At 73.9% G+C, this 23609-nt stretch carries 22 protein-coding genes; 8 read left to right on the top strand and 14 right to left on the bottom strand.

The genetic code is table 11. From position 1 onward, the window contains the following. Positions 1–13 precede the first annotated feature (13 nt). The 4 genes from WCD41_RS15780 to WCD41_RS15765 form a co-directional block, all read right to left on the bottom strand. Positions 14–1864 (bottom strand): dynamin family protein, encoded by a 1851-nt coding sequence (locus WCD41_RS15780; protein ID WP_337714410.1) that lies wholly within the window; start codon positions 1862–1864, stop codon positions 14–16. Further along, positions 1861–3357: a dynamin family protein gene (locus WCD41_RS15775; RefSeq protein WP_337714409.1), complete on the bottom strand. Its 1497-nt coding sequence runs from the start codon at positions 3355–3357 to the stop codon at positions 1861–1863. The genes WCD41_RS15780 and WCD41_RS15775 overlap by 4 nt, the downstream gene beginning before the upstream one ends. A gap of 1 nt (position 3358) precedes the next feature. Beyond that, on the bottom strand, positions 3359–4948 hold the full coding sequence (locus WCD41_RS15770) for an Hsp70 family protein (protein ID WP_337714408.1): 1590 nt from the start codon (positions 4946–4948) through the stop codon (positions 3359–3361). Positions 4949–5119: 171 nt separating this feature from the next. After that, the gene (locus WCD41_RS15765) at positions 5120–5476 is read right to left on the bottom strand and encodes a hypothetical protein (RefSeq protein WP_337714407.1); all 357 of its coding nucleotides are present in this window, start codon (positions 5474–5476) and stop codon (positions 5120–5122) included. Positions 5477–5798: 322 nt separating this feature from the next. On the opposite strand from WCD41_RS15765, the gene WCD41_RS15760 reads away from it, so the two are divergent. Genes WCD41_RS15760 through WCD41_RS15750 form a run of 3 tightly spaced genes read left to right on the top strand, consistent with a single transcriptional unit; the run spans position 5799 to position 8398 of the window. After that, positions 5799–7298, top strand: a complete 1500-nt coding sequence (locus WCD41_RS15760; RefSeq protein WP_337714406.1) for a sugar transferase — start codon at positions 5799–5801, stop codon at positions 7296–7298. Positions 7299–7322: 24 nt separating this feature from the next. Continuing rightward, on the top strand, positions 7323–7787 hold the full coding sequence (gene pssD, locus WCD41_RS15755) for a PssD/Cps14F family polysaccharide biosynthesis glycosyltransferase (protein WP_337714405.1): 465 nt from the start codon (positions 7323–7325) through the stop codon (positions 7785–7787). An 8-nt stretch (positions 7788–7795) separates the two neighbouring features. Next, positions 7796–8398 (top strand): hypothetical protein, encoded by a 603-nt coding sequence (locus WCD41_RS15750; protein ID WP_337714404.1) that lies wholly within the window; start codon positions 7796–7798, stop codon positions 8396–8398. On the opposite strand, the gene WCD41_RS15745 is transcribed toward WCD41_RS15750, so the two are convergent. Genes WCD41_RS15745 through WCD41_RS15700 form a run of 10 tightly spaced genes read right to left on the bottom strand, consistent with a single transcriptional unit; the run spans position 8383 to position 19027 of the window. Next, complete coding sequence (locus WCD41_RS15745; protein WP_337714403.1) at positions 8383–8718, bottom strand: CBS domain-containing protein; 336 nt, start codon at positions 8716–8718, stop codon at positions 8383–8385. The two genes, WCD41_RS15750 and WCD41_RS15745, sit on opposite strands and share 16 nt — an antisense overlap. Then, positions 8718–9857 carry a UDP-N-acetylglucosamine 2-epimerase gene (gene neuC, locus WCD41_RS15740; RefSeq protein WP_337714402.1) on the bottom strand — a complete coding sequence of 380 codons (1140 nt, stop codon included), beginning with the start codon at positions 9855–9857 and terminating at the stop codon, positions 8718–8720. The genes WCD41_RS15745 and neuC overlap by 1 nt, the downstream gene beginning before the upstream one ends. Before the next feature lie 4 nt (positions 9858–9861). Then, complete coding sequence (locus tag WCD41_RS15735; protein WP_337714401.1) at positions 9862–10890, bottom strand: N-acetylneuraminate synthase family protein; 1029 nt, start codon at positions 10888–10890, stop codon at positions 9862–9864. Beyond that, positions 10868–11554 (bottom strand): acylneuraminate cytidylyltransferase family protein, encoded by a 687-nt coding sequence (locus tag WCD41_RS15730; protein WP_337714400.1) that lies wholly within the window; start codon positions 11552–11554, stop codon positions 10868–10870. The genes WCD41_RS15735 and WCD41_RS15730 overlap by 23 nt, the downstream gene beginning before the upstream one ends. A gap of 53 nt (positions 11555–11607) precedes the next feature. Next, a complete protein-coding gene (locus tag WCD41_RS15725; protein ID WP_337714399.1) occupies positions 11608–12768 on the bottom strand; it encodes a right-handed parallel beta-helix repeat-containing protein in 1161 nt (386 codons plus the stop codon). Further along, positions 12765–14075, bottom strand: coding sequence for a hypothetical protein (locus WCD41_RS15720; RefSeq protein WP_337714398.1), 1311 nt, complete (start codon positions 14073–14075; stop codon positions 12765–12767). The genes WCD41_RS15725 and WCD41_RS15720 overlap by 4 nt, the downstream gene beginning before the upstream one ends. Beyond that, positions 14065–15513 carry a lipopolysaccharide biosynthesis protein gene (locus WCD41_RS15715; protein ID WP_337714397.1) on the bottom strand — a complete coding sequence of 483 codons (1449 nt, stop codon included), beginning with the start codon at positions 15511–15513 and terminating at the stop codon, positions 14065–14067. Before WCD41_RS15715 ends, WCD41_RS15720 begins: the two co-directional genes overlap by 11 nt. Further along, positions 15510–16559 (bottom strand): hypothetical protein, encoded by a 1050-nt coding sequence (locus WCD41_RS15710; RefSeq protein ID WP_337714396.1) that lies wholly within the window; start codon positions 16557–16559, stop codon positions 15510–15512. Before WCD41_RS15710 ends, WCD41_RS15715 begins: the two co-directional genes overlap by 4 nt. A gap of 6 nt (positions 16560–16565) precedes the next feature. Next, the gene (locus WCD41_RS15705; protein ID WP_337714395.1) at positions 16566–17507 is read right to left on the bottom strand and encodes a polysaccharide deacetylase family protein; all 942 of its coding nucleotides are present in this window, start codon (positions 17505–17507) and stop codon (positions 16566–16568) included. Further along, positions 17507–19027, bottom strand: coding sequence for a tyrosine-protein kinase domain-containing protein (locus WCD41_RS15700; RefSeq protein ID WP_337714394.1), 1521 nt, complete (start codon positions 19025–19027; stop codon positions 17507–17509). The genes WCD41_RS15705 and WCD41_RS15700 overlap by 1 nt, the downstream gene beginning before the upstream one ends. 249 nt (positions 19028–19276) lie before the next feature. On the opposite strand from WCD41_RS15700, the gene WCD41_RS15695 reads away from it, so the two are divergent. From WCD41_RS15695 to WCD41_RS15675, 5 genes are all read left to right on the top strand, one after another. Next, positions 19277–19966 (top strand): glycoside hydrolase family 16 protein, encoded by a 690-nt coding sequence (locus WCD41_RS15695; protein ID WP_337714393.1) that lies wholly within the window; start codon positions 19277–19279, stop codon positions 19964–19966. Positions 19967–20179: 213 nt separating this feature from the next. Continuing rightward, positions 20180–21586 (top strand): lytic transglycosylase domain-containing protein, encoded by a 1407-nt coding sequence (locus WCD41_RS15690; RefSeq protein WP_337714392.1) that lies wholly within the window; start codon positions 20180–20182, stop codon positions 21584–21586. Positions 21587–21670: 84 nt separating this feature from the next. Then, a complete protein-coding gene (locus WCD41_RS15685) occupies positions 21671–22315 on the top strand; it encodes a hypothetical protein (protein ID WP_337714391.1) in 645 nt (214 codons plus the stop codon). Continuing rightward, positions 22312–22662 carry a hypothetical protein gene (locus WCD41_RS15680; RefSeq protein WP_337714390.1) on the top strand — a complete coding sequence of 117 codons (351 nt, stop codon included), beginning with the start codon at positions 22312–22314 and terminating at the stop codon, positions 22660–22662. Before WCD41_RS15685 ends, WCD41_RS15680 begins: the two co-directional genes overlap by 4 nt. 2 nt (positions 22663–22664) lie before the next feature. Continuing rightward, positions 22665–23465: a WXG100-like domain-containing protein gene (locus WCD41_RS15675; RefSeq protein WP_337714389.1), complete on the top strand. Its 801-nt coding sequence runs from the start codon at positions 22665–22667 to the stop codon at positions 23463–23465. Positions 23466–23609 lie beyond the last annotated feature (144 nt).

The raw sequence follows: 23609 nt of genomic DNA, 5'->3' as shown, positions 1-23609 counted from the left end.
TTCCCCCCAGGGCTCAGGTGGTCGCGGGTATCGGTGTCGCGCGGGTGTTCTCGACGATCCGGTGGAGCGCCGCGGCGTCGCGGCGCAGGCCCTCGAGGGCGGCGAGGGCGTCGTCGGTGACCTTCCGCTGCCGCTCGCGCTCCTCGGCGGTCGCCTTGAGCAGGGCCGCGGAGCGCTTGACGCCCTCGTCGAGCTCGCGACGGCGGGCGGTCAGCAGGTCGTGCACCACCTGCTCGAGGCCGAACTGCACGTCGACGAGGTGCTTGGTGAACTCGCGCTGGGTGTGCGCGCGAGCGTCGGCGATCGTGCGGGTGGCGAGGCGCTGGGCGGCGCGGTGCTCGCGCATGCGGTCCATCGCGCGGCGGCGCATCGCGATCCCGGCAATGCCGATCGCCGCGCCGAGCCCCAGCCCGACGGGTCCGAGCAGCGGGCTGAGCAGGGCGAGCATGCGGTCGGCGCCGAACGCCATGCCGGCCGCGGCGCCGTAGGAGCCGAGCGCGCCGGCGAGGCCGCGCTGCGAGGGGTCGTCGTCGGCGTCGGGACGACGGGTGGGGTCGCGTCGGAGCACCGGCAGCTCGAGCTCGGGGCGGGCGAGCTCGACGCCGTGGTCGGCGACGACGGCGACGAGGTCGGCGACGATCGTCTCCACGCGCTCGCGCACCAGCACCACCGCGTCGAGCCACAGCACGCGCACGGCGTCGTCGAGCTCGCGGCCGATGGTGTCGGCGCGCTGGTCGGACCACGTCTCGAGGGAGTCGGAGATGTCCTGGTCGGTGCGGGTGGCCGACGCCGCGAGGTGCGCCTCGAGGTCGAGCTGCAGGCGCCGGAAGGCGTGCGCGAGCTCCTGGCGCCAGCGGGTGCCGGTGTCGGTGAGCCGGCGCAGGGTCGCGCGCTCCTGCTCGACGGCGGCGGCCGCGGCGGGGTCGTCGGCGGGCGGCCGCGCGGCACGCACGGCCGCGGTGAGGCGGTTGGCCGTCACGAGCCCGAGCTGCACGACGTTCCCGAGCCGGACGGTCTCGAGCTCGGCGCCGACCTTCGCGAGCTCGGCGACCAGCGCGTCGCCCCCGGACTCAGCGGCGACCTTGTCGGCGAGGGCGTCGCGTCCGCGCCGCCGCGCGTCGGAGGCGGCCGCCATGAGCCGTCCCGACACCGGCAGGAACGGCGCGCGGGCGAAGCGCGGGGCGTGGGTGGCGACGAGCGCGCGGTCGTCGTCGAGGACGCGGCGCCACTCGCGGTGCAGGTCGAGCTTGGTCAGGACGAACACGACGTGCCCGACGCGCTGGGTGGCCTCGCCGAGGAAGGCGAGCTCGGGCGCGATCAGCGGGCGGCCCGGGTCGACGACGAGGACCAGCGCGTCGGCCAGCGCGAGCGCGGCCAGGGTGACGTCCGCGTGGCGGGCGACGACGCTGTCGACGCCCGGGGTGTCGACGAGCTCGAGCCCGCCCGCGAGCAGCGGCGCGGGCACCTCGATCTCGACGGCCGAGACGTCGAGCGCGTTGCCGGGGTTGTGGCGCTCGGAGGCGTAGCGCTCGACGTCGGCGAGGGCGATGTCGATCGGCTCGGCGCCCGCGACGTGCACGCGCGCCCGCTCCTGCGCGCCGTACCGGACGGCGATGTGCACGCCCGTCGCGACGTCGGTGTCGACGGGGACGAGGCCGGGGCGATCGAGCACGGCGTTGACCAGCGCGCTCTTGCCCCGCTTCGTGGCCCCGGCGACGACGACCCGCGCGGCCGCCCCCGGCGGACGCTGGCACTCGGCGACGAGCGGGGCGACGATCGCCGGCAGGTCCACGGCGCTCGCGACCTGGTGCAGGCCGGTGACGAGGGTGCCGAGGCCGGTCCGCAGGTCGTCGGTGGTGCTCACGTCGCACCCCCGACCGTCTCCCACATCGCGGTGTAGGAGTCGCGCACGATCTCCGCCGCGCGCCGCCCGGCCGGGCCCGTGCCGGGCGCGTTGCCGAAGCGCAGCCAGCGCGTCGCACCGTCGAGCGCGAGGCGGGCGAGCGCGTCGCGGGCCGGCGGCTCGCCGAGGGGGTCGACGCCGAGGCGGGCGGCGAGGTCGGTGCCGACGGCGAGGTGGTGCAGGTCGGCGGCCAGGGCGTCGGGGAGCGCGAGCTCGCCGCGGCTCCAGCGCGCGAACACGTCGCGCTCGCGCAGCTGCTGCAGCGCGGTGTCCTCGCGGGCCTCCTCGACGGCGTCGCGCATCGACGGCGGTGCGCCCGGGGCGTAGGCGAGACGCTCGAGGGCGACGAGCGCCCGGTGCGCGGCGATCGCGTCGGCCTGCGCGGTGAACAGGCGCCGGATGGTGTCGAGTAGCGCGTCGATGCCCGACGCGGCGTGCAGCTGCTTGGTCAGCGCGTGGGCGCCCTGGTGGCCCTGCTCGAGCCACCCGAGGCACAGCCCCACCCCGTGCAGCCCGAGCAGGTCGAGCAGCCGGACGCGCTCGGCCTCGGTGACGCCGACGTCGGGGGTGGTGGCGAACAGGTCGGCGGAGAGCAGGAGCAGGTCGCGGTCGTCGGCGGGCAGCGCGGCGAGGCGGCGCAGGGCGTCGGCGACGTCCTCGGTGATGAGCGCGGCGTCGGCGGCCTCGGCGAGCAGGCCGATGACGGGCAGCACGCCGGCGGCGACGCCCTGGAGCTGCTCGCCGTAGTGGCCGGCCAGCGCGACGGCGGCGGGCCACGGGTCGTCGGACTCGCCGTCGAGGGTGTCGGCCTTGCTGACGACGGCGAGCACGGTGGCGGGGGAGAAGCCGGACGCCGCGACCGTGCGGCCCATGGCGTCGGCGAGCGCGCGCAGGCGGCGGTCGTCGTCGCGGGTGAGCTGCGGGACGAGGAAGAGCACGGCGTCGGCGAGCGAGAGCGCGTGGCGCGAGGCCCCGTCGAGGCCCAGGAACGCGTCGGTCCGGGCGCCGGCGTCGGCGGTCAGCGAGTCGAGGCCGGGGGTGTCGACGACGGTCAGCCCGGCGAGGGCCGCGTTGCACAGCACGACCTCGACGGCCTCGATGTCCTCCGGCGCCGCGCCGAGGTCGGCGGGCAGGAAGCCGTCGGGGGCGAACGCGCGCGTCCACGAGCGGCCGTCGCGGGCGTGCACGACCACCCGCTCCTGGTGGCCGTAGGAGAACCACGTGACGGCGCGCGTGCACTCCGACGCGTCGACCCGCGCCACCCGCTGCCCGAGCAGCGCGTTGACCAGCGTCGACTTGCCCGACTTCACCCGCCCGACGACGGCCAGGCGCAGCGGGCGGCCGAGCTCGCGGCGGACGTCGTCGAGGGTCTGCGCGACGTGCGGCGGCAGCGCGCGGGCGAGCAGGTCGTCGCACGTGCGCGCCAGGCGGGCGGACGCGCTCGGGTCCGTCATCTCAGTAGCCGTAGCCGGAGCTCGACCCGGTGTCGTCGAGGAGGTAGGCCGGATAGCCGGGGTTGGTGTACTCGGTCTGGGTCTCGTCGTCCATGTGCGGCGTCGAGGTCTCGGACGTCTTCTTCTTCGTCGTCGTGGTGGTCGGGCGCTCGGTGGTGGGCCGCGGCGTCGTGGTGGTGCTGCGGCGGGCGGCGGTGGTGGGCGCGGCCGTCGTCGTGGTGGTGACGGGCGGCGGGGCGACGACGGGCGCGGGTGCCGGGACGGTCGCGGCGGCCGGCGCCGGGAGCGGGGCGTCCTGGGCGGCCAGCGAGGGCGCGACGAAGGCGACGCCGCCGCCGACGAGCGCGGCGGTGAGGGCCGCGACGGCGACGGGCATCATCCAGCGGGGACGGCTGCTCGATCTCGGTGCCGTCGTGATCGCCGCGGTCGGGGTGCCGACCGGCGGCGTCGTGGGGGCGTCGGCGTAGACGGGCTTCACGGTCTCGGTCGCCGCCGTCGGGGCCACCTCGGGAACGGCCACGCCGGACTCCCGCACCAGGCGCGCCGCGCCGAGGACGACGACCGACTTGGGGTCGTCGAACGTCGCGGGAAGGTCGCCGAAGCGCTCGGAGACCAGGCGGCTGACCAGCGGCGTGCGGCTGGCGCCGCCGACGAGGTAGATCGCGGCGATGGCGGAGCGCTCGACGCCGCAGCGCTCGATGGTCGCGTCGAGCTCGTCGACGGTGTCGCGCAGCGGGGCGGTGACCAGGGCCTCGAACTCGGGTCGCGTGATCCGCAGGTCGGTGCCCGCCGCGGCGACGTGCATCGTGAAGTACTGCTGGCGCGACAGCGCCTCCTTGGCCCGGCGCGCGTCGCGACGCACCTCGGCGGCCTGGCGGCGACCGGCGGGCGTCTCGCCCGTGGTCATCTCGTCCCAGACCTCCGGGTGGCTCGCCGCCAGCCGGGTGCCGACCAGCCCGTAGAGCAGGTCGTCGAGCCGCTCGCCACCGAGGTCGGCGTTGCCGCCCGGCTCGCCGGCGAGCTCGAAGCCGTCGTCGGTGCGGCGCAGGACGGCGGTGTCGAAGGTGCCGCCGCCGAGGTCGTACACCGCGACGAGGTCGCCGTCGACGATGCGCTCGTCCAGGTAGTGCATGGCGGCGGCGACCGGCTCGGGGACCAGCACCGGCTCGGGCAGCCCGACGGCCGTGGCCGCGGCGGCCAGCTCGGCGACCCGGGCGCTGCTCCAGCGCACGGGGTGGGTCAGCACGAGCTTCGCCGGCGCCTCGCCGTTGCGCCGGCGCATGCCCTCGTCGGCGATGGCGCGCAGGAGCGCCCCGACGGCCTTCGCGACCGGCACCGGCTGCCCGTCGAGCACGAGGTGCTTCGTGCGTCCGAGCGAGCGCTTGGGATTGCGCTCCACGCGGTCGGGCGCCCAGCCGGCCTCGTCACCGGACGCGAGGCCGACCACCAGGTCGCCGTCGTCGTCCAGCGCCACGGCCGACGGGATCTTGGCCGAGCCGTCGAGCTCGATGATCGTCACGGTGTCGCCGACGACCATCGCGGCCGCCGTGAACGTGGTGCCGAAATCGACGGCGAGTGACCATTCAGTCACAGTTCCCCCCGGTGAAGTGTCCTCGTTAGGCCTATCGGGCGTTTCGCGCGAGCGTTAACAGGGAGCGGAGGGTGACTTCACAACTCGTTCACCCCGGTACGCGGGGTGAGCACTACCGCGCCGAGCCCCGACCCCCGATACGTTCGACCTCGGGGCGGGGTGGGGCGGCGATCAGCGCCCGGCGAGCGGGGCCTCGAGGCAGGCGCGGTGGAACGCCTCGCGCTCCTCGGCGGCGCGGCGGGCCTCCTCGCGCCGGGCCTCCTCCTCGCGGGCGGCCGCGCGCTCGGTCTCCTCGTCGACCGCCGCACGGGCCGCGGCGGCCTCGGTCTCCTGCAGCCGGGCGCGGACGCCGAGCAGCCGCGAGAGCAGCTCGCGCACGCGGTCGGCGCGGCCCGGGGTGCGGCGCGCGACGCGGATCTCGTCGCTGAGTCGGCCGTCGAACGCGCGCAGGGCGACGGCCTGCTCCTCGAGGCGACGGCGACGGGAGGAGGTGTCGGTGACGCGGGTGGTCTCCAGGGTGGCGGTCATGTGGGGTCACCTCGAACTCGGCGTGCAGCCGCCGATCGGCGGCAGTCGCGCACCTTGTCGGACGCGACGAACTGGACGTTACGGACCACGGCGATCGATACACCGTCGCAGATGGTGACTTTCATGTCCTCGACACAGATCCCTTTCACGGGCAGAATCCGTCGTGATCGGATTCGCGACGACGAACTCTCCGCGACGATCCACTTCCGCAGCGTGTCCAGTTCGTACGCATAGCGCATGCGCATTTTGAACAATTCCCAACGTGTTCGGATCTCGCTAGTCTTGCGTCCAATCGGGTGCCTACCGCGGGGGTGGCAACGCGATGTCGCCATCGTTGAGTGCGCAGCGTGAGCGAATCGACAGCACAAGGGGAGGCCGGAGTGCGACTCAGGGTGACGACGACCGACGGCCGAAGTCCGGGGACATTTCCTGGGAGCGTCGGTACCGCAACGCGGTCGTCGGCGTCGACATCGCGGTCATCCTGTTCTGCGGAGCAGTGAGTTCCGTCCTCTGGGGGAATGGACTGACGGGACCGTGGAGAATCGCCGGCGACGCCACGGGGATCGCGGCGACCGTTGCGGTTCTCACCCTGGGATCGGCGGCGGCGTGCCGCTGTTGGGAGCGTCAGATCGTCGGACAGGGTTCCGAGGAATTCAATCGCGTCATCAAGGCGTTCGTCATCGTCGCCATTGCGCTGTCCATCGCCGCGCTCGCGCTGAAGGATTCCTCGATCCGGCCGTGGGTCTTCGGGGTCCTCCCGGTCTCCGCCGCGCTCGTGCTGGGGGCGAGGTGGGGCATGCGCCGCGTGCTCCACCGGGCCCGGGCGCGGTCGCGGTGCATGCGCCCGGTGCTCGTCGCGGGCTCGGAGGACTCGGTCCGGAAGTTGATCGTGCGCTCCATGCGCGCCCGCTACCACGGGTGGGAGGTCGTGGCGGCCTGTACGCCGTCGGGACGACCGGGCGACGAGATCGCCGGCGTGCCCGTCGTCGGGGACCTCGACGCCGTCCCCGCCGGCGCCACCACGTGCGGCGCGCGGATCGTCGCGATCGGTCCGGCCCCCGAGATGGACTCGACCCGGCTCCACCACCTGTCCTGGGAACTGGAGGGCACCACCGCTGAGCTGGTCGTCGACCCCGGGCTCATGGAGATCGGGGGGCCGCGCCTGCACATGGAGCCGATCGACGGCCTGCCGCTGCTGCGCCTCACCGAGCCCCGCTTCACGGGCGTCTCGCGCCTGACGAAGAACGCGATGGACCGGCTGCTCGCGACGGTCCTGCTCGTCGTCCTGGCGCCGCTGTTCGTCCCGGTCGCGATCCTGGTGCGTCGTGACGGCGGGCCGGTGTTCTTCCGCCAGACCCGCGTCGGGCTCGCCGGGCGCCCGTTCTCGATCATCAAGTTCCGGTCGATGGTGGTGGACGCCGACGGCGCCCGCGACCGGCTCGCCGGTGACGACGAGGGCGCCGGTCCCCTGTTCAAGGTGAAGAGCGATCCCCGCGTCACGCGGATCGGGGCGACGCTGCGTCGCTATTCCCTCGACGAACTACCGCAGCTGGTCAACGTGCTCACCGGATCGATGTCGTTGGTCGGTCCGAGGCCACCGCTGCCGCACGAGGTCGAGGCGTTCTCCCCCGAAGCGCGTCGCCGATTGCTGGTGCGGCCCGGCCTCACGGGACTGTGGCAGGTGAACGGTCGCTCCGACCTCTCCTGGGAGGCCGCAGTCCGCCTCGATCTGCGCTACGTCGAGAACTGGACGCTCGCGCTCGATCTGCAGATTCTCTGGAAGACGGTCGGTGCGGTGATCAAGGGCCGCGGTGCGTACTGAGAGGCGGCCATGGAACCGATCGCGGTGACGGATGACTCCGTGCACGTCCTCCTCGTGGCGTCCGGCGGAGGCCACCTCGCGCAGTTGCTCGCGCTCCGGCCGTGGTGGCAGGAACGGCACCGGACGTGGGTCACCTCCGACAACGCCGACACGCGCTCACAGCTCGAGGGCGAGGTCGTCATCCACGCGTTCTTCCCGACGACGAGGAATGTGAAGAACCTGCTGCGGAACTCGTGGTTGGCGTTCCGCACGATCCCGGTCGTCCGCCCCGATCTCGTCGTCTCGACCGGCGCCGCCGTCGCGGTCCCGTTCTTCCTGATCGCCCGGTCGCTGCGGATCCCGACCGTCTTCATCGAGGTCTTCGACCGGATCGAGTCGCGGACCCTGACCGGCCGGCTGTGCTACCCGATCGCCGACGTGTTCATGGTCCAGTGGGACGAGCAGCAGAAGCTCTACCCGCGGGCCCACGTCGTCGGCGCGTTGATGTGAGGTGACCCGTGACGCCCCCGACCCCCACGCCCGACCGGCCGCTGCTCCTCGTGTCGGTCGGCAGTGACCACCATCCGTTCGGTCGTCTGATCGACTGGGTGGACGAGTACCTGAGCGTCCGGACCGCGGCGCCGCCGGTCCGGTACGTCTGTCAGCACGGGACGTCACCGGCGCCGCGGTCGGCCGCCGCGGCGAGCGCCTTCGTCGATCACCGCGAGCTCCAGTCGTGGATGGGGCAGGCCTCCGCGACCGTCGTCCAGGGCGGGCCGTACAGCATGATCGAGAGCATGCGCAACGGCCGCGTCCCGATCGCGGTGCCGCGCCGGCGCGCCCTCGGCGAGTGCGTGGACGACCACCAGGCCGCCTTCTGCCGGTTCCTCGCCGACCGTGACGAGATCCTCCTGGCCACGAGCAGCGACGAGCTGTTCGCCGTGCTGGACCGGGTCCTCGACGACCCAACCGCCTACGCCGCGCCACCGTGGCCCTACGACGAGGCGCGCGCGGCCGCGATCCGCCGGTTCGGCTCGGCCGTCAGCGGCTACCGCCCTCGTCCCCGGCCCCGACCGGGCCGGTGGCGGCGGCGGCCGGTCGTCGATCAGAACGGGTCGTAGGCCAGCTCGACGTCGACGAGCCGGTTCGCGCCGTCCACGATCGGCAGCAGGGTCAGGTGGTGACGGTCGATCATGTCGCGCCGCGCGCCCGGGTCGGACGTCGTCGTGACCTGGGGGTTGAGCTGCATGACGCCGCTCACCGGCGAGATCGTGAGGACGTCCTGGAGCATCGCCCGCCGGATGTCGCCGTCGGAGACCGTGCCGACGACCACCTCGTCCTCGACGACGACGACGGCTCGCATCCCGTTGTCGTTGATCTTCTCCATCGTCGCCCGGATCGTGTCGGTGGGCGACACCGTGTACGCCTCGAGAGCCGGCATCAGTACACGATCTGCTTGGTCATGAGCTTGTGGTCGATGGTGGTCGTCCTCAGGATCTCCAGGATGCGCTCGGAGACCTGACCGTCCCCGACGTAGGGCGAGTCCGTCGACATCTGCGCGCGGAACTCGAGGGACATCGCGCGGCGGAGGGCGTCCACGATGGCCTCCCGCTTGTGCGGCACGTCGATGACGTTGCTCGCGCGCGCCCGCTCCCGCTGCCGGTCACCGACGTTGACGGCGGGCAGCCCCATCAGGGGTGCCTCGATGATCCCGCTGGAGGAGTTGCCCACCATGGCGGTGGCGACGTTCATCAGCCCCGCGTACGCGTGGTGGGGCAGGTTGCGCTCCACCCGGATGAACGGCCGGCGGTACTGCCCGATCACCCGGCGGATGTCCTCGGAACCCGCGTCGGAGTTGGGGAAGACGAGGATCGTCTGCTCCCCGAGCTCGCACACGGCCTCGAGGGTGGCCTGCATCTGGTCGGCGCCCTCCCCGAAGTCCTCGGTGACCGGGTGCTGGAGCACGAGCAGGAGCGGGCGATCGAGATCGATCTCGAACTGCGCCGCGATCTGCTCGGGATCGGCGAACGACCGCCGGAGGAGCTCGTCGAGCTGCGGAGCGCCCACCGTGGCGATCCGCCATTCCTCTTCGCCCATGCGCCGCAGCCGTTCGGCGGCCTCCTCGCCGGACGCGAAATGGAGGTGGGCGAAGCGGGTGATCGCGTGCCGCGTCATCCCGTCCACATTCCCGCTGCGTTCTCCGGCCTGGACGTGCGCGACCGGGATGTTCATCGTGGCGGCCGTGTACGCCGCGGCGAGACTTTCCCCCCGGTCCCCGAGCACGAGGACCCAGTCGGGACGGAGACGCACGAACGAATCGGTGAGCGACATCATGAGCGCGCCGGTGGATTTCGCCATCGTCGCGGGCGTGTACCCGTCGAACACGGAGTACAGCCGATCGCTGATGTCGAGTCCTTCGCGTTCGATCTCCTCGACCGTGTAGCCGAACGCCGGCAGCAGGTGCTGGCTGACGACGAGCAGGGAATGCGTCATCGAGTCGTCGTCCTCGATGAGGCGGACGATGGGCCGGAAGTACGAGAACGACGACCGGGCCTCGGTCACGATCGCGACGTGGCGCATCGGCTCAGCCCAGATCCTGCCAGGCCACCTGGCTGTCGGCCGGGACGTCACGGGTCGCCGTCCGCCCGAGGACCTCGGGGAGCCGGCTCGCCGGGATCCCGGTGCCGGGTCGTTTCACCCAGGTGTTCGACTCGTCGAACCGGTCGCCCTCGCCGACGGGCTTGAGCGTCACGACGCTGTGGTGCGCCCACGCGCGGATCTCCCGCTCGCGGTCGAACAGATCCTTCCGGTCGCCCCGCGCGGTCTCGAGGATGCGGAACATCCGGATCATCTCGGTGAGCTCGTCCGGCTCGATCGACACGGGATGGTCCGGACCCTCCTGATCGCGCGAGAGGGTGAAGTGCTTCTCGACGATCGGGGCGCCGAGGGCGACGGCGCCCACCGCGGTCGTGATGTCGGGCGAGTGGTCGCTGTGGCCGACGACCACGTCGTAGCGGTCCGCGAGCACGGGGATGACGCCCAGGTTGATGTCCTCGTACCCGGGCGGGTACTCCGAGGTGCAGTGCGTGAGCGCGAACTCGACCCGGAGCCCGCGCAGGAACGCGACGGTGGCGTCCACCTCGTCGAGCGTCGTCATGCCCGTCGAGACCAGCATCGGCGCGCCGTGACCGGCGACCCAGCGCAGGAACGGGTGGTTGAGCGTCTCCCCGGAGCCGATCTTGAACATGGGCAGGCCGAGCCGCGCGAGGGTGTCGGAGGCCTCGCGGCAGTACGCGGTGCACAGGTACTCGATGCCGATGTCGCGGCAGTGGTCGCGCAGCCCCTCGTGCTCGCCCTCGGTGAGGTGGGTCTCCGCCAGGATCTGCGCCAGCGGCTTGGCAAAGTTGCCCGACGGCGGGGTGAGCGCGGCCAGCATCTCGTGCTCGGGGTAGTGGAGCTGGAACTTCACGGCGTCGGCGCCGGCCGCCCTCGCCGCGTCGCACAGGGCGAGCGCGGTGGCGTAGCTGCCGTTGTGGTTGACGCACGCCTCGGCGATCACATAGGTGGGCCGGCCGGGCCCGGTGATCCGGTCACCGATGCGGAACTGGGTCATGGTTGCCTCCGGCCCCGAGCACGGCCCGGGCGATGGTGAGATCGAGCTCGGTGTTGATGTCGGTCGCCTCGTCGGGCCCGACCTCGACCGCGTAGACGGGATCGACGAGGACCCCCGCCCCGGCCAGGACGTCGGCCGCCCGGGTGACCCAGACGGTGCCCGACTCGGCGTACAGGGGATCCCTGAGCTGCCGCCGGCGCGGGGCGCCGGGCTCGAGCGGGATGAACTGTCCGACGGCGCCGAGGCGGCCGAACGAGCTCGTGTCCGCCCGCACCGTGACGACCGAGCCGGCGTCGTGCTCGTCCGCCGTACGGACACACCGGTCGATGGTGTCCGGACGCCGGAACGGTGCGGTGGGCTCGAGGGTGACCACCCACCGGGGGACGACGTCGAGGGTCGCCAGGGCGTGGGCGAGCGTGGCGTCGGTCGGTGAGTCGTCGGTCGCGAGCTCGGGCGGACGGCGGACGACCTCGGCGCCCGAGGCGGCGCCGACCCGGGCGATCTCGTCGTCGTCGGTGGACACCAGGACCTTGTCGAGAGTTCTCGCCGCCAGCGCGCCACGAATGCAGCGCGCGACGAGCGACTCGTCACCGAGCATTCGCAGATTCTTGCGGGGGACGCCCTTGGAGCCCCCGCGTGCTGGAATGACGCCGACGCACCGCACGGTGCGATGCTAGCGGGCCCGGAACTGTCGGTCGAGACGCCGGAGAGCAGTTCTCAGAAACCGGGGGACATCGTCACGTTCCGTTCAAGGATGCGTGGCGCAGCGAGGTCGGTGACCGCATTGCCGACCGAGGTGAGATCGAGACCGCCGCCTTCTCCCGCGGAGTAGTACAGCCCCACACCGCGAGCACCCGGAATGCCACGAACGGTGTTCCCGGACACGGCGAGGACGCCGACCCCGTAGTTCACCCGGGCCACGCCGATGTAACGATAGGTGGACCCCTCCCGCTCGCCCTCGAGAGCGAACACGCGGTTGTTCGCGACGGTCGACGCGGCACCCCCGTTGACCTGGAGGCCGATGCCGTACCAGATTCCCGTCCCGATCTCGCCGAAGCCCTCGACGTAGTTGTCGGAGATCGTGGTGCCGTACAGCCGATCGGCCCAGATGGCATTGTTGCCGACGCCGTAGACGTGATTGCGATTGATCATCCATCCGGCGGAGTTGTCGACGTGGACGCCGTCGAGCCCCGAGTCGGCGATCCAGTTGTCGGCGAGCTGCCAGTCGGTCACCCCGTTGCCGCTGTCGTCGACCTGCACGCCGTGCCGGCCCGACCCGGTGATGACGTTGCCGACGATCCGGCCGTTCACCTGGGTCGAGTCGAGGGCGTTGCCGTCGGCGCTCCGGTCCGTCACGCGGATCCCGGAGCCGCCGAACGCCTCGACGTCGAGGCCCTCGACGGAGGTCTTCCACGACCGGATCACCAGGCCGTCGGTGGCCGAGCCCGTGTTCCCGGCCCGGTTGCCGTCGAGGGTCATGTCGCGGACGGTGAACGGCGGGCCGGTCCCACGGTCGTCGTCGACCCAGCTGTCGGAGGCGAGGAGCGCGGGCAGGTCCGCCCCGTCCGACTGCCGCAGCACGGTGCCCGTCCTGCTCTCCCCGCGGTAGGCGCGGTCGCCCCGCAGGGTGATCGTCTCCGACAGCGCGCACGTCCCGGACAGCACGATCTCCGCGCCCTCGGGGCTGCGGGCGATCGCCTCGTTGATGCTCGCGGCGTCGCCGACCGCGTTCGCGCACCGCACGACGACCGACGCCGCGTCCGCCGGGGGCCCGGCGGACGTCCCCGAGGCGCACCCGCCGAGGGCGACCGCGGTGACGACCGCGGTGACGACGGCGGCGGCGATCGCGGCCGGCCGCCGCCGCGCCCACGCGGTCACGGGACGCCCACCCGGGGCCGGCCGTCCCGCGTCCCCCGGCCCGAGGCCTCGGCGACGGGCCGCGCCGGTGCGGCGAGGACGGCCACGAGGACGAGGGGGGTCAAGGTCCCCACGTCGAGATCCTCGACGACGGCGTGCGCCGCGAGCAGGACCAGCAGGAGGCCGCCCACCCAGTCGGCCCGGCGCAGGCACACCCAGAAGGCGGCGCCGAGCGCGGCGACGAACACGAGCAGCGCGATCGTCCCGCCCCGGACGAGCAGGCTGACGTAGGTGCTCTCGCTGCCCACGCCGTAGGGGAGGCTCGCCACGGTGGGCTTCGCGCCGAAGCCGAAGAGCTGGGTCGGGACGTCGCCGCCCGTGGTCATGTCGATGCCGAGGGTGTACGAGAGCGCACGCGCCATCGAGGAGTCCGGACGGAGCTCGTCGGCGTCGGTCAGCAGGGCCTGCACGTCGAGGGGCGGGGCGACGACGTAGATCGCGGCCCCGAGCAGGAGCGCCGGGAGCAGCGCGAGGTGCGCGCGGTCGCCGAGCACGAGGCGCGCGAGCGCCGCCGCCGCCACCGCGACGAGCCCGAGCACGGTGAGCACCCAGGTCAGCCGGGTGTAGGAGAGGTAGACCGAGACCAGGTTCAGCGCGAGCAGCGCCGCCCCGAGCCACCACCGGCCACCGAGGAGGCGGACCACCGGCCGGGCGCACGCGGCGAGCGCGACCGCCGCGAGGCCCGCGAACCCGCCCGACCAGGCGGCCGACGCCATCATCCCGGCGCTGCGGACGATCTCGTCGGGACCGAAGAAGTCGTCGTAGGCGAGGTCGTGGCTCAGCCACGCCGCCACCCCGGAGTCACCGAGCCCCGACCCGGCGACCTGCCCGGCGAGGGTCGTGAGCGTCGACATCGGCGAGGGATGCAGCAGCGCGGCGACCCCGGACAGCAGCCCCTGCAGGGCGCCGATCGCACCGAGGCCGAGGACCAGCGACGGGCGGGTGCCCGGCCCGCTCCACCGCGTGATGACCACCGCGACGCTGAGCCACACGAGGATCGCCAGCGCACTGCCCGCGGCGCGACCGAGCGCGACCTGCCCGCCGAGGACGTTCGCCACCAGCGAGATCGTCAGGACGAGGGCGAGGACCCGCAGCAGGCGCACGACCACCGGGCGGGACGCGGGCCGGACGCCCCGGGCCGTCTCCAGCCCGGCGACCACCGGCCACCAGAGGAAGCCCAGCCCGGCGATCCACAGGGGGACGAACGCCGACACCGAGGAGCCGATGGCCGGGCGGGGCCCCCCGTCGCCCGGGGTGTCAGCCCTCATGGCGACCGTCCCCGCCGTCCGGGTCGTCGGCACCCCACCGCTCCGTCGCCCGCTGCAGGCGCCCGAACAGGAGCCGACCGGTGACGGCCAGGAGCGCGACGAGCACCCCTCCGGTGAGCAGCAGCTCGACCGTTCGCCCGCGCTCGGCGACCAGGAGGCAGAGACCGAGCCCGACCGAGGTCGCGACCAGCGGCGCCACCGTCCACCCCAGGAACGCCCCGGACCACCCCCGCCCGAGCGCTCGGCGGGTCACGATCAGGGCCTGGACGACGAACGCGAGCACGGTGGCGACGGCGGCCAGCCACAGCCCGGTGACGGGGAGGACGAGGAGATCGAGGCCGACCGCGAGCGCCGCGCCGCTCGCGGTCGACACGGCGATGCTGCGGGTGAGCTTGCGCTCGAGGAGGTCGGCGACGAGGACGAAGTAGGCGCTGCGCGGGACGCCGGCCAGCGCCACGATCCCGAGGACGGCGAGGTCGACCTGGTAGCCGGGGGCCACCACCCCGAGGACGAGGGGCGACACCACCGCGACCACCAGGGCCGCGGCGGCGCCGGCGGCGACGAACCAGGGCACGAGGCCGAGCAGGATCGCCCGCTTCCCCGGGTGCCGGGACCGGTAGTAGCGCGGCGCCCACGCCGATTGCACGCCCTCGAGCACGAGCCCGACACCGCTGCCCACCATGTAGGACACCTGGTAGACGCCGACGCTGCCGAGGCTGAAGTACAGGGCGAGGATCACGCGGTCGGAGAGCGAGAGCAGCCAGGTCGACACGCTCTGCCACACGAACGGGACCGCGAGGCGCAGGCCGGCGCGGATGCGGGCGACCGCCCACCGGGGCGGCGGCAGCCGGGGGCGGGAGAGGACCGCGGCGGCGAGCAGGCTCGCGACGGCCAGGGAGACCACGAAGGCCGGCCCGCCGAGGCGGAAGGCCGACCAGGGGCCGAGGCCGGCCCCGACGGCGACCTGCACGAGCGCCGCGACGAGCGACCGCGCGGCCGCCCCCCGGGCGACCGCGATGCCCTGGAACACGGAGTGGACCGAGAGGGACAGCGCCAGCAACGGCACGAGGTAGACGTAGACGCTGATCTCGGCGAGGCCGAGGGCCTCGACGAGCGCGAGCACGGTCACGGCGAGGAGCAGCACGGTGGTGGCCGTGGCCATCTGGACCCGCACCATGGCGACCCAGCTCGTCGGTGCGCCGGTCAGCCCCTCGTCGTAGATCAGGCGGGGGACGGCGCCCGGCAGCCCGAGCGACAGCAGGATGGCGCCGACGGCGGCCGCGGTCGTGACCACCGCGACGATGCCGAAGGTCTCCTGCGACACGGCCCGCGCGACGATCGGGAGCGCGAGGAAGGGCAGCCCGCGCTGCAGGACCAGGGCCGTCGTGAACACGGCGCTGCGGGTCGAGACGCCGGTGGCCGGCGCGCGCACGCTCATCGGGACCGGAGGTGGTCCGCCGCGGCACGGCTCGCCGTGCCCACGTTGACGAGGTAGTCGTCGGTCATCCGCTTCGCGACGTCGTCGCAGTCGAGGAGCCTGTCGGCGCTGATCTCCGACCATCGCACCGCGGGCACCCAGTCCGGAGCGAGGAACGCGAACTCCTTCGCGCGTGCGGCGAAGCGGTCGTCGTGCGGGAGCATCACCACGGTGCGACCGCACGCGGCCGCCTCGAGCAGCGACGTCGAGAACGGGGCCGCCATCAGCGTCGCGCCGGCGATGTCGTCGCGCATCGCGCCGCGGGAGGCGATCTCCTTCAGCGCGGCGGGCACCCGGTCGTCCTGGAACTCGCGGGGGTGCAGCCGCAGCCGCAGGCGCGGGTCCGGGCGGTCGAAGATCTCCTCGAGTCGCCGGTACCACCGCGGCGCGACGTCGAGGGCCCAGGACGGCGCGACGAGGAGGGGCTGGCTGCACACGAGCACACGCGGTGCGTCGGGCGGCGGCGGCACGGTCGCCAGCGCGTCCATGCGCGGGCACCCGACGACGGCCGTCGGGCCGGCGCCGCGTCCGCCGTCGAGGTGGTCGGCCCACTTCTCGCCCCACAGGAGCGCGAGGTCGGGGCGGGTGCCGCCCATGACGCCCGGCCGGCCGGTGACGACGCCCGCCGCCCGGGCCACCGCGTCGACGCGGTCCAGGGCCCAGCGCTTGGGTCCGGTGTCGCTCGCCACGCGCGCGGAGGCGATGACGCCGTCGGGCAGGAGGACCACGCGCGCCCCGCGGCGCCGGGCGGTCGCCGCGACCGTGCGCTGCAGGACCCCGTTGTCCTGCGGCAGCACGACGGTGTCGGCGGCGGTGACGGGCAGGCGGGTGAGGGCCGCGACGGTGGCGGGCCGGATCGGCGGGGTGTGACCGGGGAAGTCCGGGGCGTCGTCGGTGAGGCGGAGCGTCCAGAGGTCGAGGAACCGGTGGGGGTCGGGCGCGAGGAACGGGGCGACCGCACACGCGTTCTCGCGCTGCACGTCGTTCCCGACGACGAGGATGATCACCGCGCCTCACCTCCGGACCGGGAGGTCGTTGGTGTCGAGGCGGGGGAGCCGCAGCGCCGCGTCGCGATCGAGGTCGGCGATCCGGGGTTCGACGGTGAACGCCGCCGCGCAGTCGTCCGCGGCGAGGAGGTCGACGAGCGAGGAGTCCCACCGGCCGTACGGGTAGCACATCGTCCACGGGTCCTCGGCCACCCCGAGCGACCGGAGGAACCGCCGGGACAGGTCGATCTCGCGCTGCTGGTCGCCCGGCGCCAGCGTGTCCATCCACTGGTGGGCCCAGCCGTGCGCCCCGATCGCCATCCCGGCGTCCCGCAGCGCCCGGACGTCGTCGGCACCCATGTAGAGCTCCTCGGCGAACGCCGACTCGTCGGCGGTGACGAGCTGGGCGAAGAGCCGGTCGACGATGTCCTCGCGCACGTCGCGCGGGAGTGCGCTCTGCAGGGTCTGCTTGACGAACCGGACCCCCGCGGTGTCGAAGCGGTTGGCGACCGCGTTCGCGTCCCACAGTGGCCGCGGATCGGGGATGCCGGCGGCGGGCCGGTGCGCGTCGATCTCGGCCAGGACGCGGCGCAGGACCTCGTCCTCGGTGGCCGCGGCCAGGACGAACTGGATCTTGTTGACCTGCAGGACGGTGCGCTCGACGACCGGCATCGCCGGGACGAAGAACGCGGCGCGGAGGCCGAGGTCGGTGAGGATGGGCGCCGCGGTGCGGTGGTGGTCGGCGTACCCGTCGTCGAACGTCAGGACGACGGCCCGTTCCGGCAGCTCGACCGCGGGATCGGCGAGGGCCGCGAGGAGGTCCTCCACGGAGATCGGGTGGCACCGCTGCCTGATCAGCTCGACCTGGGTGCGGAACTCGTCGGTCCGCCGGGCCTTGATCCGGGGGAACGGGGAACGGTCGGGCGTCCGGACGAAGTGATAGGTCACGATCGAGACCGTGCGCGCCATCAGGTCGACGTCCCGTCGCCGTCGCGCCGGCGGGGTCGGGGACTCGGCACGTCGGGATGCGTCCCGTTGCGGGCCGTGACGACGGCCAGGTCGCCGTCCTGGGCCGACTCCGCCTCCGGCACCGCGGTGTCCGCCGCGGTCGTGTCCGGACCGGAGTCCTGGGGGGAGCCCGCGACGTCGGTGTACGCCGCGTAGCCGGCGGAACCCGCGACCGGGGGTGCCATGGTCAGGACCGCGCCGAGGACGCGCGCGTGCACGGCGCGGAGGGCGTCGACGGCGTCGCGGACCTGGTCCTCGGTCGTCGACCCGTACCGGCACAGGAGCACCGCGCCGTCCGCGTGGGTGGCCAGGGCCGCCGCGTCGGTCACGGGCAGCACCGGGGGCGCGTCGAGGAACACGTAGTCGTAGGTCCGTCGCAGCTCCGCGAGCAGGGTCGCGGCCTTCTGCGAGACGAGGAGCTCGCTGGGGTTCGGGAGGACGGGCCCGCTCGTGAGGACGTCCACCCCGAGGGCGGCGCAGTGCTGCACGGCGGTCGGGAGCTCGGCCTGGCCCGTGAGCACCGTCGTGAGCCCGACCGAGCCCTCGAGCCCGAGCGCGTCCGCGATCCGGGGGCGCCGGAGGTCGGAGTCGACGAGCAGCACTCGCTTCCGCATCGCGCCGAACGTCGTCGCGAGGTGCGCCGAGGTGGTCGTCTTCCCCTCGTCCGGGACGGCGCTGGTGAGGACGAGGACCCGCTGCGGCTCGTCGACGTCGACGAACTGGATGTTGGTGCGCAGGGTGCGCAGGGCCTCCCACGCCGCCGTGCCCGGAGCGCGGGGGTTCCGGATGTCCGCGAGGGCGAGCTCCGGGGCGAGGGGCAGGACGCCCACCACCGGGGCGGACACCGTCTCGCGGAGTGCTTCGGGGCGCCGGATCGTCCTGTCCCGGACCGAGCGGAGCAGCGCGGCCCCGTAGCCCAGCGCGAGACCGACCATCAGACCGAGCGCGAGATCGCGCGCCGGCCGCGGCGAGACCGGGGTGGTCGGCACCTCGGCGGGCTCGACGACCTGCGCCGACACGATCGGCGGCAGGCGGGGGTCGCGTGGTTGCTCGACCACCGCGACCAGCCGGCCGAACGAGTCGCCGAGCGTGTTCGCGATCTCGGCGGCGCGCGTCGGCGAGGAGTCCCGCACGGTCGCGGTGAGCAGGACGGTCTCCGGTTCGGTGGACGCGGTGACCTCGGCGGCGAGCTCGTCGGGCGACATCGGCAGCCGCAGGCGGTCGACCACGTCGCGCGCGAGCCGGGGGCCGCCGAGGAGCTGCTCGTAGGACTTCACCCGCTGCTCGGAGAGCTGGCTCCCGTCGTAGGCGGCCGACGCACCCTCCTCGGAGGAGCTCGACACGAAGATCGTGGCCGTCGCCTCGTAGGCGCGCGGGGCGAGGAGCACCATCCCGCCCGCGACGAGGAGCCCCAGGACGAGTCCCGCGAGGACGATGCGCCACTGGGTGCGCAGAACCTGCCAGTAATAATCTAGGGACACGGGATGCCCTCGCGGTCGTCCCGGCGTGCCTCCGACGTCACCATGCGTCCCCCCGGACGACCTCGTCGCACCCGGATCCTGACGATCTGGGCTTGACGACGCTGGGTTACCTTATCGGTGGATTGCGACCTCTCTTGCGGCTCAGATCCTTTGTGATGACCACTGAGAGTACCGAAATGCGATCTGAAGCATAGTCCGACAGAGTGACGGACGAGTTGCGTCGAATGGCGGGCGCCTCGTCGGTCGAATATGTACGGGCTGCGCATTCTTGCGACTTCTCGCGAGTTCTCCCGAAATCGATCACCGTGCGCAGCTCGATCACCTCGGCTCGACGCATCGGACGCCTTTCATCACGCCAGTGGACACCGGCGGCAGGTGGAAGAGGGTCGAGACGGCCCAGGCGGGTGCGACCGCAGCCGTGACGCTGAACGGCGGCCCACGTGGGAGAAGCTCGGCGGGCACTGGGAGGCCCGGATGCAGCTGCCCACCGGGCAGGGGCTCTGGCCCGCGTTCTGGACGGTCGGCAACGGCGGGTGGCCCATGACGGGCGAGATCGACATCATGGAGAACCTCGGGCACCAGCCGAACCAGGTCCACCAGGTCCTGCACTACGGGCCGGACGAGCCGAGCGACATCAACTGGGGCCAGACCGCCCCCGTGTCCGGCGGCGTCACCGGGTTCCACACCTACGCGATCGACTGGAACAACTCCGCGAACGGCTACATCAAGTGGTCGGTCGACGGTGTCGTCACGCGCACCGTCACGGCGGCCCAGGCGAACGCACGCCAGGCGGGTCTGTGGGACCGCATCCGGACGAACCCGCAGAACATCATCATCAACCTCGCCGTGGGTGGCTGGCCGGGCACCCCGCCGGCCGGCCCGATGTCCGCGGTGATGAAGGTCGACTACATCCGGGTGTACGAGAACCCGATGAACTGACGCTCCCACGGGACGTCGGCGCCCGGCCCGCTCGCGGGCCGGGCGCCGGCCGGGGAGACGCCGCGGAGCTCCGCCGTGTCGGCCGAGCGTGTCAGGACCAAGTGATCGAGCGCGGGCATCGCCGCGCCCTGTGGGGGGAGAGTCATGGATCGGTGGCCGTCGCGACGGTCGAGGCGGGCAGGACGTCACCGGGCGCACCCGCGTCGGTGGCGGGTGGTCGCGGCCACAGTGGTGCTGGCCGGGGTGGTCGCCTCGCTCGGGACGGTGCCGCAGGGAGCGTCGAGCGCCGGTCCACCGCTGCCGCCGGCCGACACCGGGGCGCTCGGCGCCACGGGCGCCGGCCCCGACCTGGTCGTGCCGGAAGGGCCGCCGGTGACGACGGACGGGACGGTCGCGGACATCCCGGAGGGGGTGCTGGCGGCCTACCAGGGTGCTGAGGCGAACCTCGCGGGGACGGCGCCCGGGTGCCGCCTCCCGTGGTCGCTGGTCGCCGGGATCGGCAAGGTGGAGTCGGACCATGCGCGGGGCGGGGCGATCGATGGGGCGGGGACGACCCTCTCGCCCATCCTCGGCCCGGTCCTGGACGGTACCGGGGCGAACGCCGCGATCCCCGACACCGACGGCGGTACGCTCGACGGCGACACCCTCTGGGACCGCGCGGTCGGCCCGACCCAGTTCATCCCCTCGACGTTCGGCACCTACGGCGCCGACGGCAACGGCGACGGCACCGCCGACCCGAACAACGTGCACGACGCGACCGTCGCCACGGGCCGCTATCTGTGCGCCGGCGGCCTGGACCTCGCCGATCCCGCGCAGGTCCACGACGCGGTGTTCCGCTACAACCACTCCGAGAGCTACGTCGACACCGTGCTGCAGTGGGCCGCGACCTACGCCGGCGGCGTCACCCCCGTGCCCGACGACCCGTCCGGGGCGTCCGGCGACCCGGTCGGCGACCTCCTCCCGGCCGGTCCTGTCCCGTCCGATGTGGACGTCCTCGCCGACGCCGCGCCCGCCGGCGTGCCGGTCACCGACCCGGGCATCGACGGCGCGCCGGTGATCGCGGCAGCCCCGGAGCCGGTCCCAGCGCCCGTCCCGTCGTCCGACCCCTCGGTGCGCGTCCCGTCCCGGGCCTCCTCCGCGCCGGTCGCGGCGCCCCGACCGGCGCGGCCCACCGGCTCGCCGTTGTCCTCGTCGCCGACGTCCACCTCGGCGCCGACGACCGCACCGGAGCCCTCCGAGGAGCCCGAGCCCGCCGACGTGCCGGACGGCCTGTGCGCGCGGGCGTTCTCGGCGCGGGCCGTCGCGGAGGCGTTCGACCTCCCACCCGGCGGGATCACCACGACCTCCGCCGGCTCGGGCTCCACGGTGGGCTGCCGGGTCACGGGTCCGGCGGCCGCCGACGGTGCGACGCCGACGCTGCTGACCGCCGTCGTCACGTCCCTGCCGAGCGAGGAGGCCGCTCGCGCGGAGGCTGCCGGCGGCGGGTTCCGGGCCGACGGCGGCGAGTACACGCTGGTCGCCGCGCGCGGTGCCCTCGTCGTGGAGCTGCGGGCTCCCGCCGCGGCGACCTCGGCGGCGCAGGCCCGCACCGCGCTCTCGACACTCGCGCAGCGGATCTAGGAGCGCGGTCCACGACTTCTCCCGAACCGATCACCCGGCGGCGCGCGCTGTGCCACGCTCCGCCGGGACGGTGGGAGGTGGCGGATGGACGACCGTCGGTGGGGCTTCGCCGGGCTGAGCGACGACGAGTACGCGGCGTTCGCGCGCCGTGACGCGGACGTCCCGGCGCCGGCGCGCGGGGAGCCCGGCGAGGTCGTGGTGGTGACCGCTGACGGCGTGCGCCTCGCCGACGACTGGCGGGCGCGCATCGATCCCCGGCGCCTCGGCGCGGAGGTCGTGGCGGCCGCGGGACGGGCGGTGAGCGCGGAGCTCGCCGCGGCCGTGCGGGATCCGGTGTCGTCACCGGCCGGCGGGCCCGCGCCCGACCTCGCGCCGTGGGGCGGGTCGTTCGCGCGGCTGGTCGAGGACGCTCGCCGGGACGTCGCGCGGTTCTCGGCGGCGGCGTCGGCGCTGCAGGGGCGGGCCGTGACGCGCACGAGCGCGGGCGGTCACGTCGCCGGGAGCGCGCGGCACGGGGTGGTCACCGAGGTCACCGTCGACCCCGTCTGGGCACGCGGGGCGCACGTCCGCGACCTCGAGGCCGAGCTCACCGACGTGCTCGTGGGGCTGCGCCGTCACGCCGTCCCGGAGGCGGTGTCGCAGGGGCCGACGCATCCGGCCACGGTGGCGTTGCGGCAGCTCGCGGGCGACCCCGCGCGGGTCGTGCGGCTCGCGGGGATGACCTCGTGACCGTTCCTCCGGCACCCGACGGTCCCGACGACCTGGTCGACGTCGGCCTCCAGGCGCTGCGCGACGACGCGGCGATCTGGCAGGGCGCGCGGGCGCGGCTGGAGGCCGTCCGTGGTCCCGTCGCGCAGACGGAGATCACCCCCGCGGCCTTCTCGATGTGGGCCGTCGACGCCGGGCTCGACCGCGCCTACGCCGACCTCCGCGCGCGGATGGACGCCGTGATCGAGCAGGGGACCGGGGCGTTCGGGTCGATCGGCGACGCGCTCACCACCGCGGCCGAGACCTACGGGCGCGAGGACGCCGCGAACGCCGCCGAGTTCCGCGAGCTGCAGGGCGGGGGCCGGTAACCGTGGCGATCCTGGACGACGTGCGCGCCGAGGTCGACGGGCTCCGCGCGAAGGCCGACGACTTCTACGCCGCGGTCGACGCCGCGCTGAGCACGGCCACGGTGTCGGCCGTCGCGGCCGTGGCGCCGGCGGCGGCGCCCGTGCTGGTCTCGCCGGAGCTGATGGAGGCGATCCGCGACGGCGTCCGCCGTGTCCGGGAGGCCCACGAGGACGCCGTCGCCCGGATCGTGCAGCTCATCGAGCAGGGCGGTGACACCGACCGGCTGCGTCAGGTGGCCGTCACCTGGCTCTCGATCGGCAACGGGCTCGACGGGGTGGCGGCCGACGTCGGGCTCGACCGGATGCAGACGAACCTCGAGTGGCAGGGCCGCGCCGCCGAGGCCTACAAGGCGATGGTGCCGGCCCAGGGCGCCCAGCTCGGCACGCTGAAGGAGCAGTGCGAGGCCCTGTCGACGTCGCTGCACGACCTCGGCAACCAGATCGACGCGTTCTGGCTGGCCCTGCTCGCGGCGGTGGTCGTCATGGCGGCGGGCTTCGCGGTCGCCATCGCCACGGCGATCACGGTGGTCGGCATCCCGGCCGCGTGCGCCGCGATCCTCACCGCCGTCGCCGCCGGCGCCACGATGATCACGACCGCGATGGTGCAGGTGAACGCGCTGACCACGCGCATCGCCACGGAGCACCAGGCGATGGGCCAGGCGGCCGAGGAGATCCGCGCCGGCTGGCCGGCGCCGAACACCCCCGCCCTGGCCGACGCGAGCGCCGCCGACGGCGACCCGTCGGACTGGCGACCGAATCGCTGAGTGTGTGCGGCGGAGCGCGGCACGGAACACGGCCGGAGCGGCCCGTCCCGCAGCGGCAGACTCTTCGGTGAGGATGCTTCGAATTTCGAAGCGATTCCGCCAGAGCAAGGACGTCCTCGGTGACGGCGACCCGCGGGATCGGAC

The organism is Actinomycetospora aeridis, assembly GCF_037400275.1.
Lineage (GTDB): Bacteria > Actinomycetota > Actinomycetes > Mycobacteriales > Pseudonocardiaceae > Actinomycetospora > Actinomycetospora aeridis.
Note: the sequence above shows the minus strand (reverse complement) of the source record. Positions and strands in the feature narration are given on the sequence as shown.

Bases quoted from the DNA above. Each gene is read 5' to 3' on its own strand.
- WCD41_RS15775 (WP_337714409.1), bottom strand. From the start codon at position 3,357: ATGACGGACCCGAGCGCGTCCGCCCGCCTGGCGCGCACGTGCGACGAC.
- WCD41_RS15765 (WP_337714407.1), bottom strand. From the start codon at position 5,476: ATGACCGCCACCCTGGAGACCACCCGCGTCACCGACACCTCCTCCCGT.
- WCD41_RS15760 (WP_337714406.1), top strand. From the start codon at position 5,799: ATGTCGCCATCGTTGAGTGCGCAGCGTGAGCGAATCGACAGCACAAGG.
- WCD41_RS15745 (WP_337714403.1), bottom strand. From the start codon at position 8,718: ATGCCGGCTCTCGAGGCGTACACGGTGTCGCCCACCGACACGATCCGG.
- neuC (WP_337714402.1), bottom strand. From the start codon at position 9,857: ATGCGCCACGTCGCGATCGTGACCGAGGCCCGGTCGTCGTTCTCGTAC.
- WCD41_RS15735 (WP_337714401.1), bottom strand. From the start codon at position 10,890: ATGACCCAGTTCCGCATCGGTGACCGGATCACCGGGCCCGGCCGGCCC.
- WCD41_RS15720 (WP_337714398.1), bottom strand. From the start codon at position 14,075: ATGAGGGCTGACACCCCGGGCGACGGGGGGCCCCGCCCGGCCATCGGC.
- WCD41_RS15715 (WP_337714397.1), bottom strand. From the start codon at position 15,513: ATGAGCGTGCGCGCGCCGGCCACCGGCGTCTCGACCCGCAGCGCCGTG.
- WCD41_RS15705 (WP_337714395.1), bottom strand. From the start codon at position 17,507: ATGGCGCGCACGGTCTCGATCGTGACCTATCACTTCGTCCGGACGCCC.
- WCD41_RS15695 (WP_337714393.1), top strand. From the start codon at position 19,277: ATGTACGGGCTGCGCATTCTTGCGACTTCTCGCGAGTTCTCCCGAAAT.
- WCD41_RS15685 (WP_337714391.1), top strand. From the start codon at position 21,671: ATGGACGACCGTCGGTGGGGCTTCGCCGGGCTGAGCGACGACGAGTAC.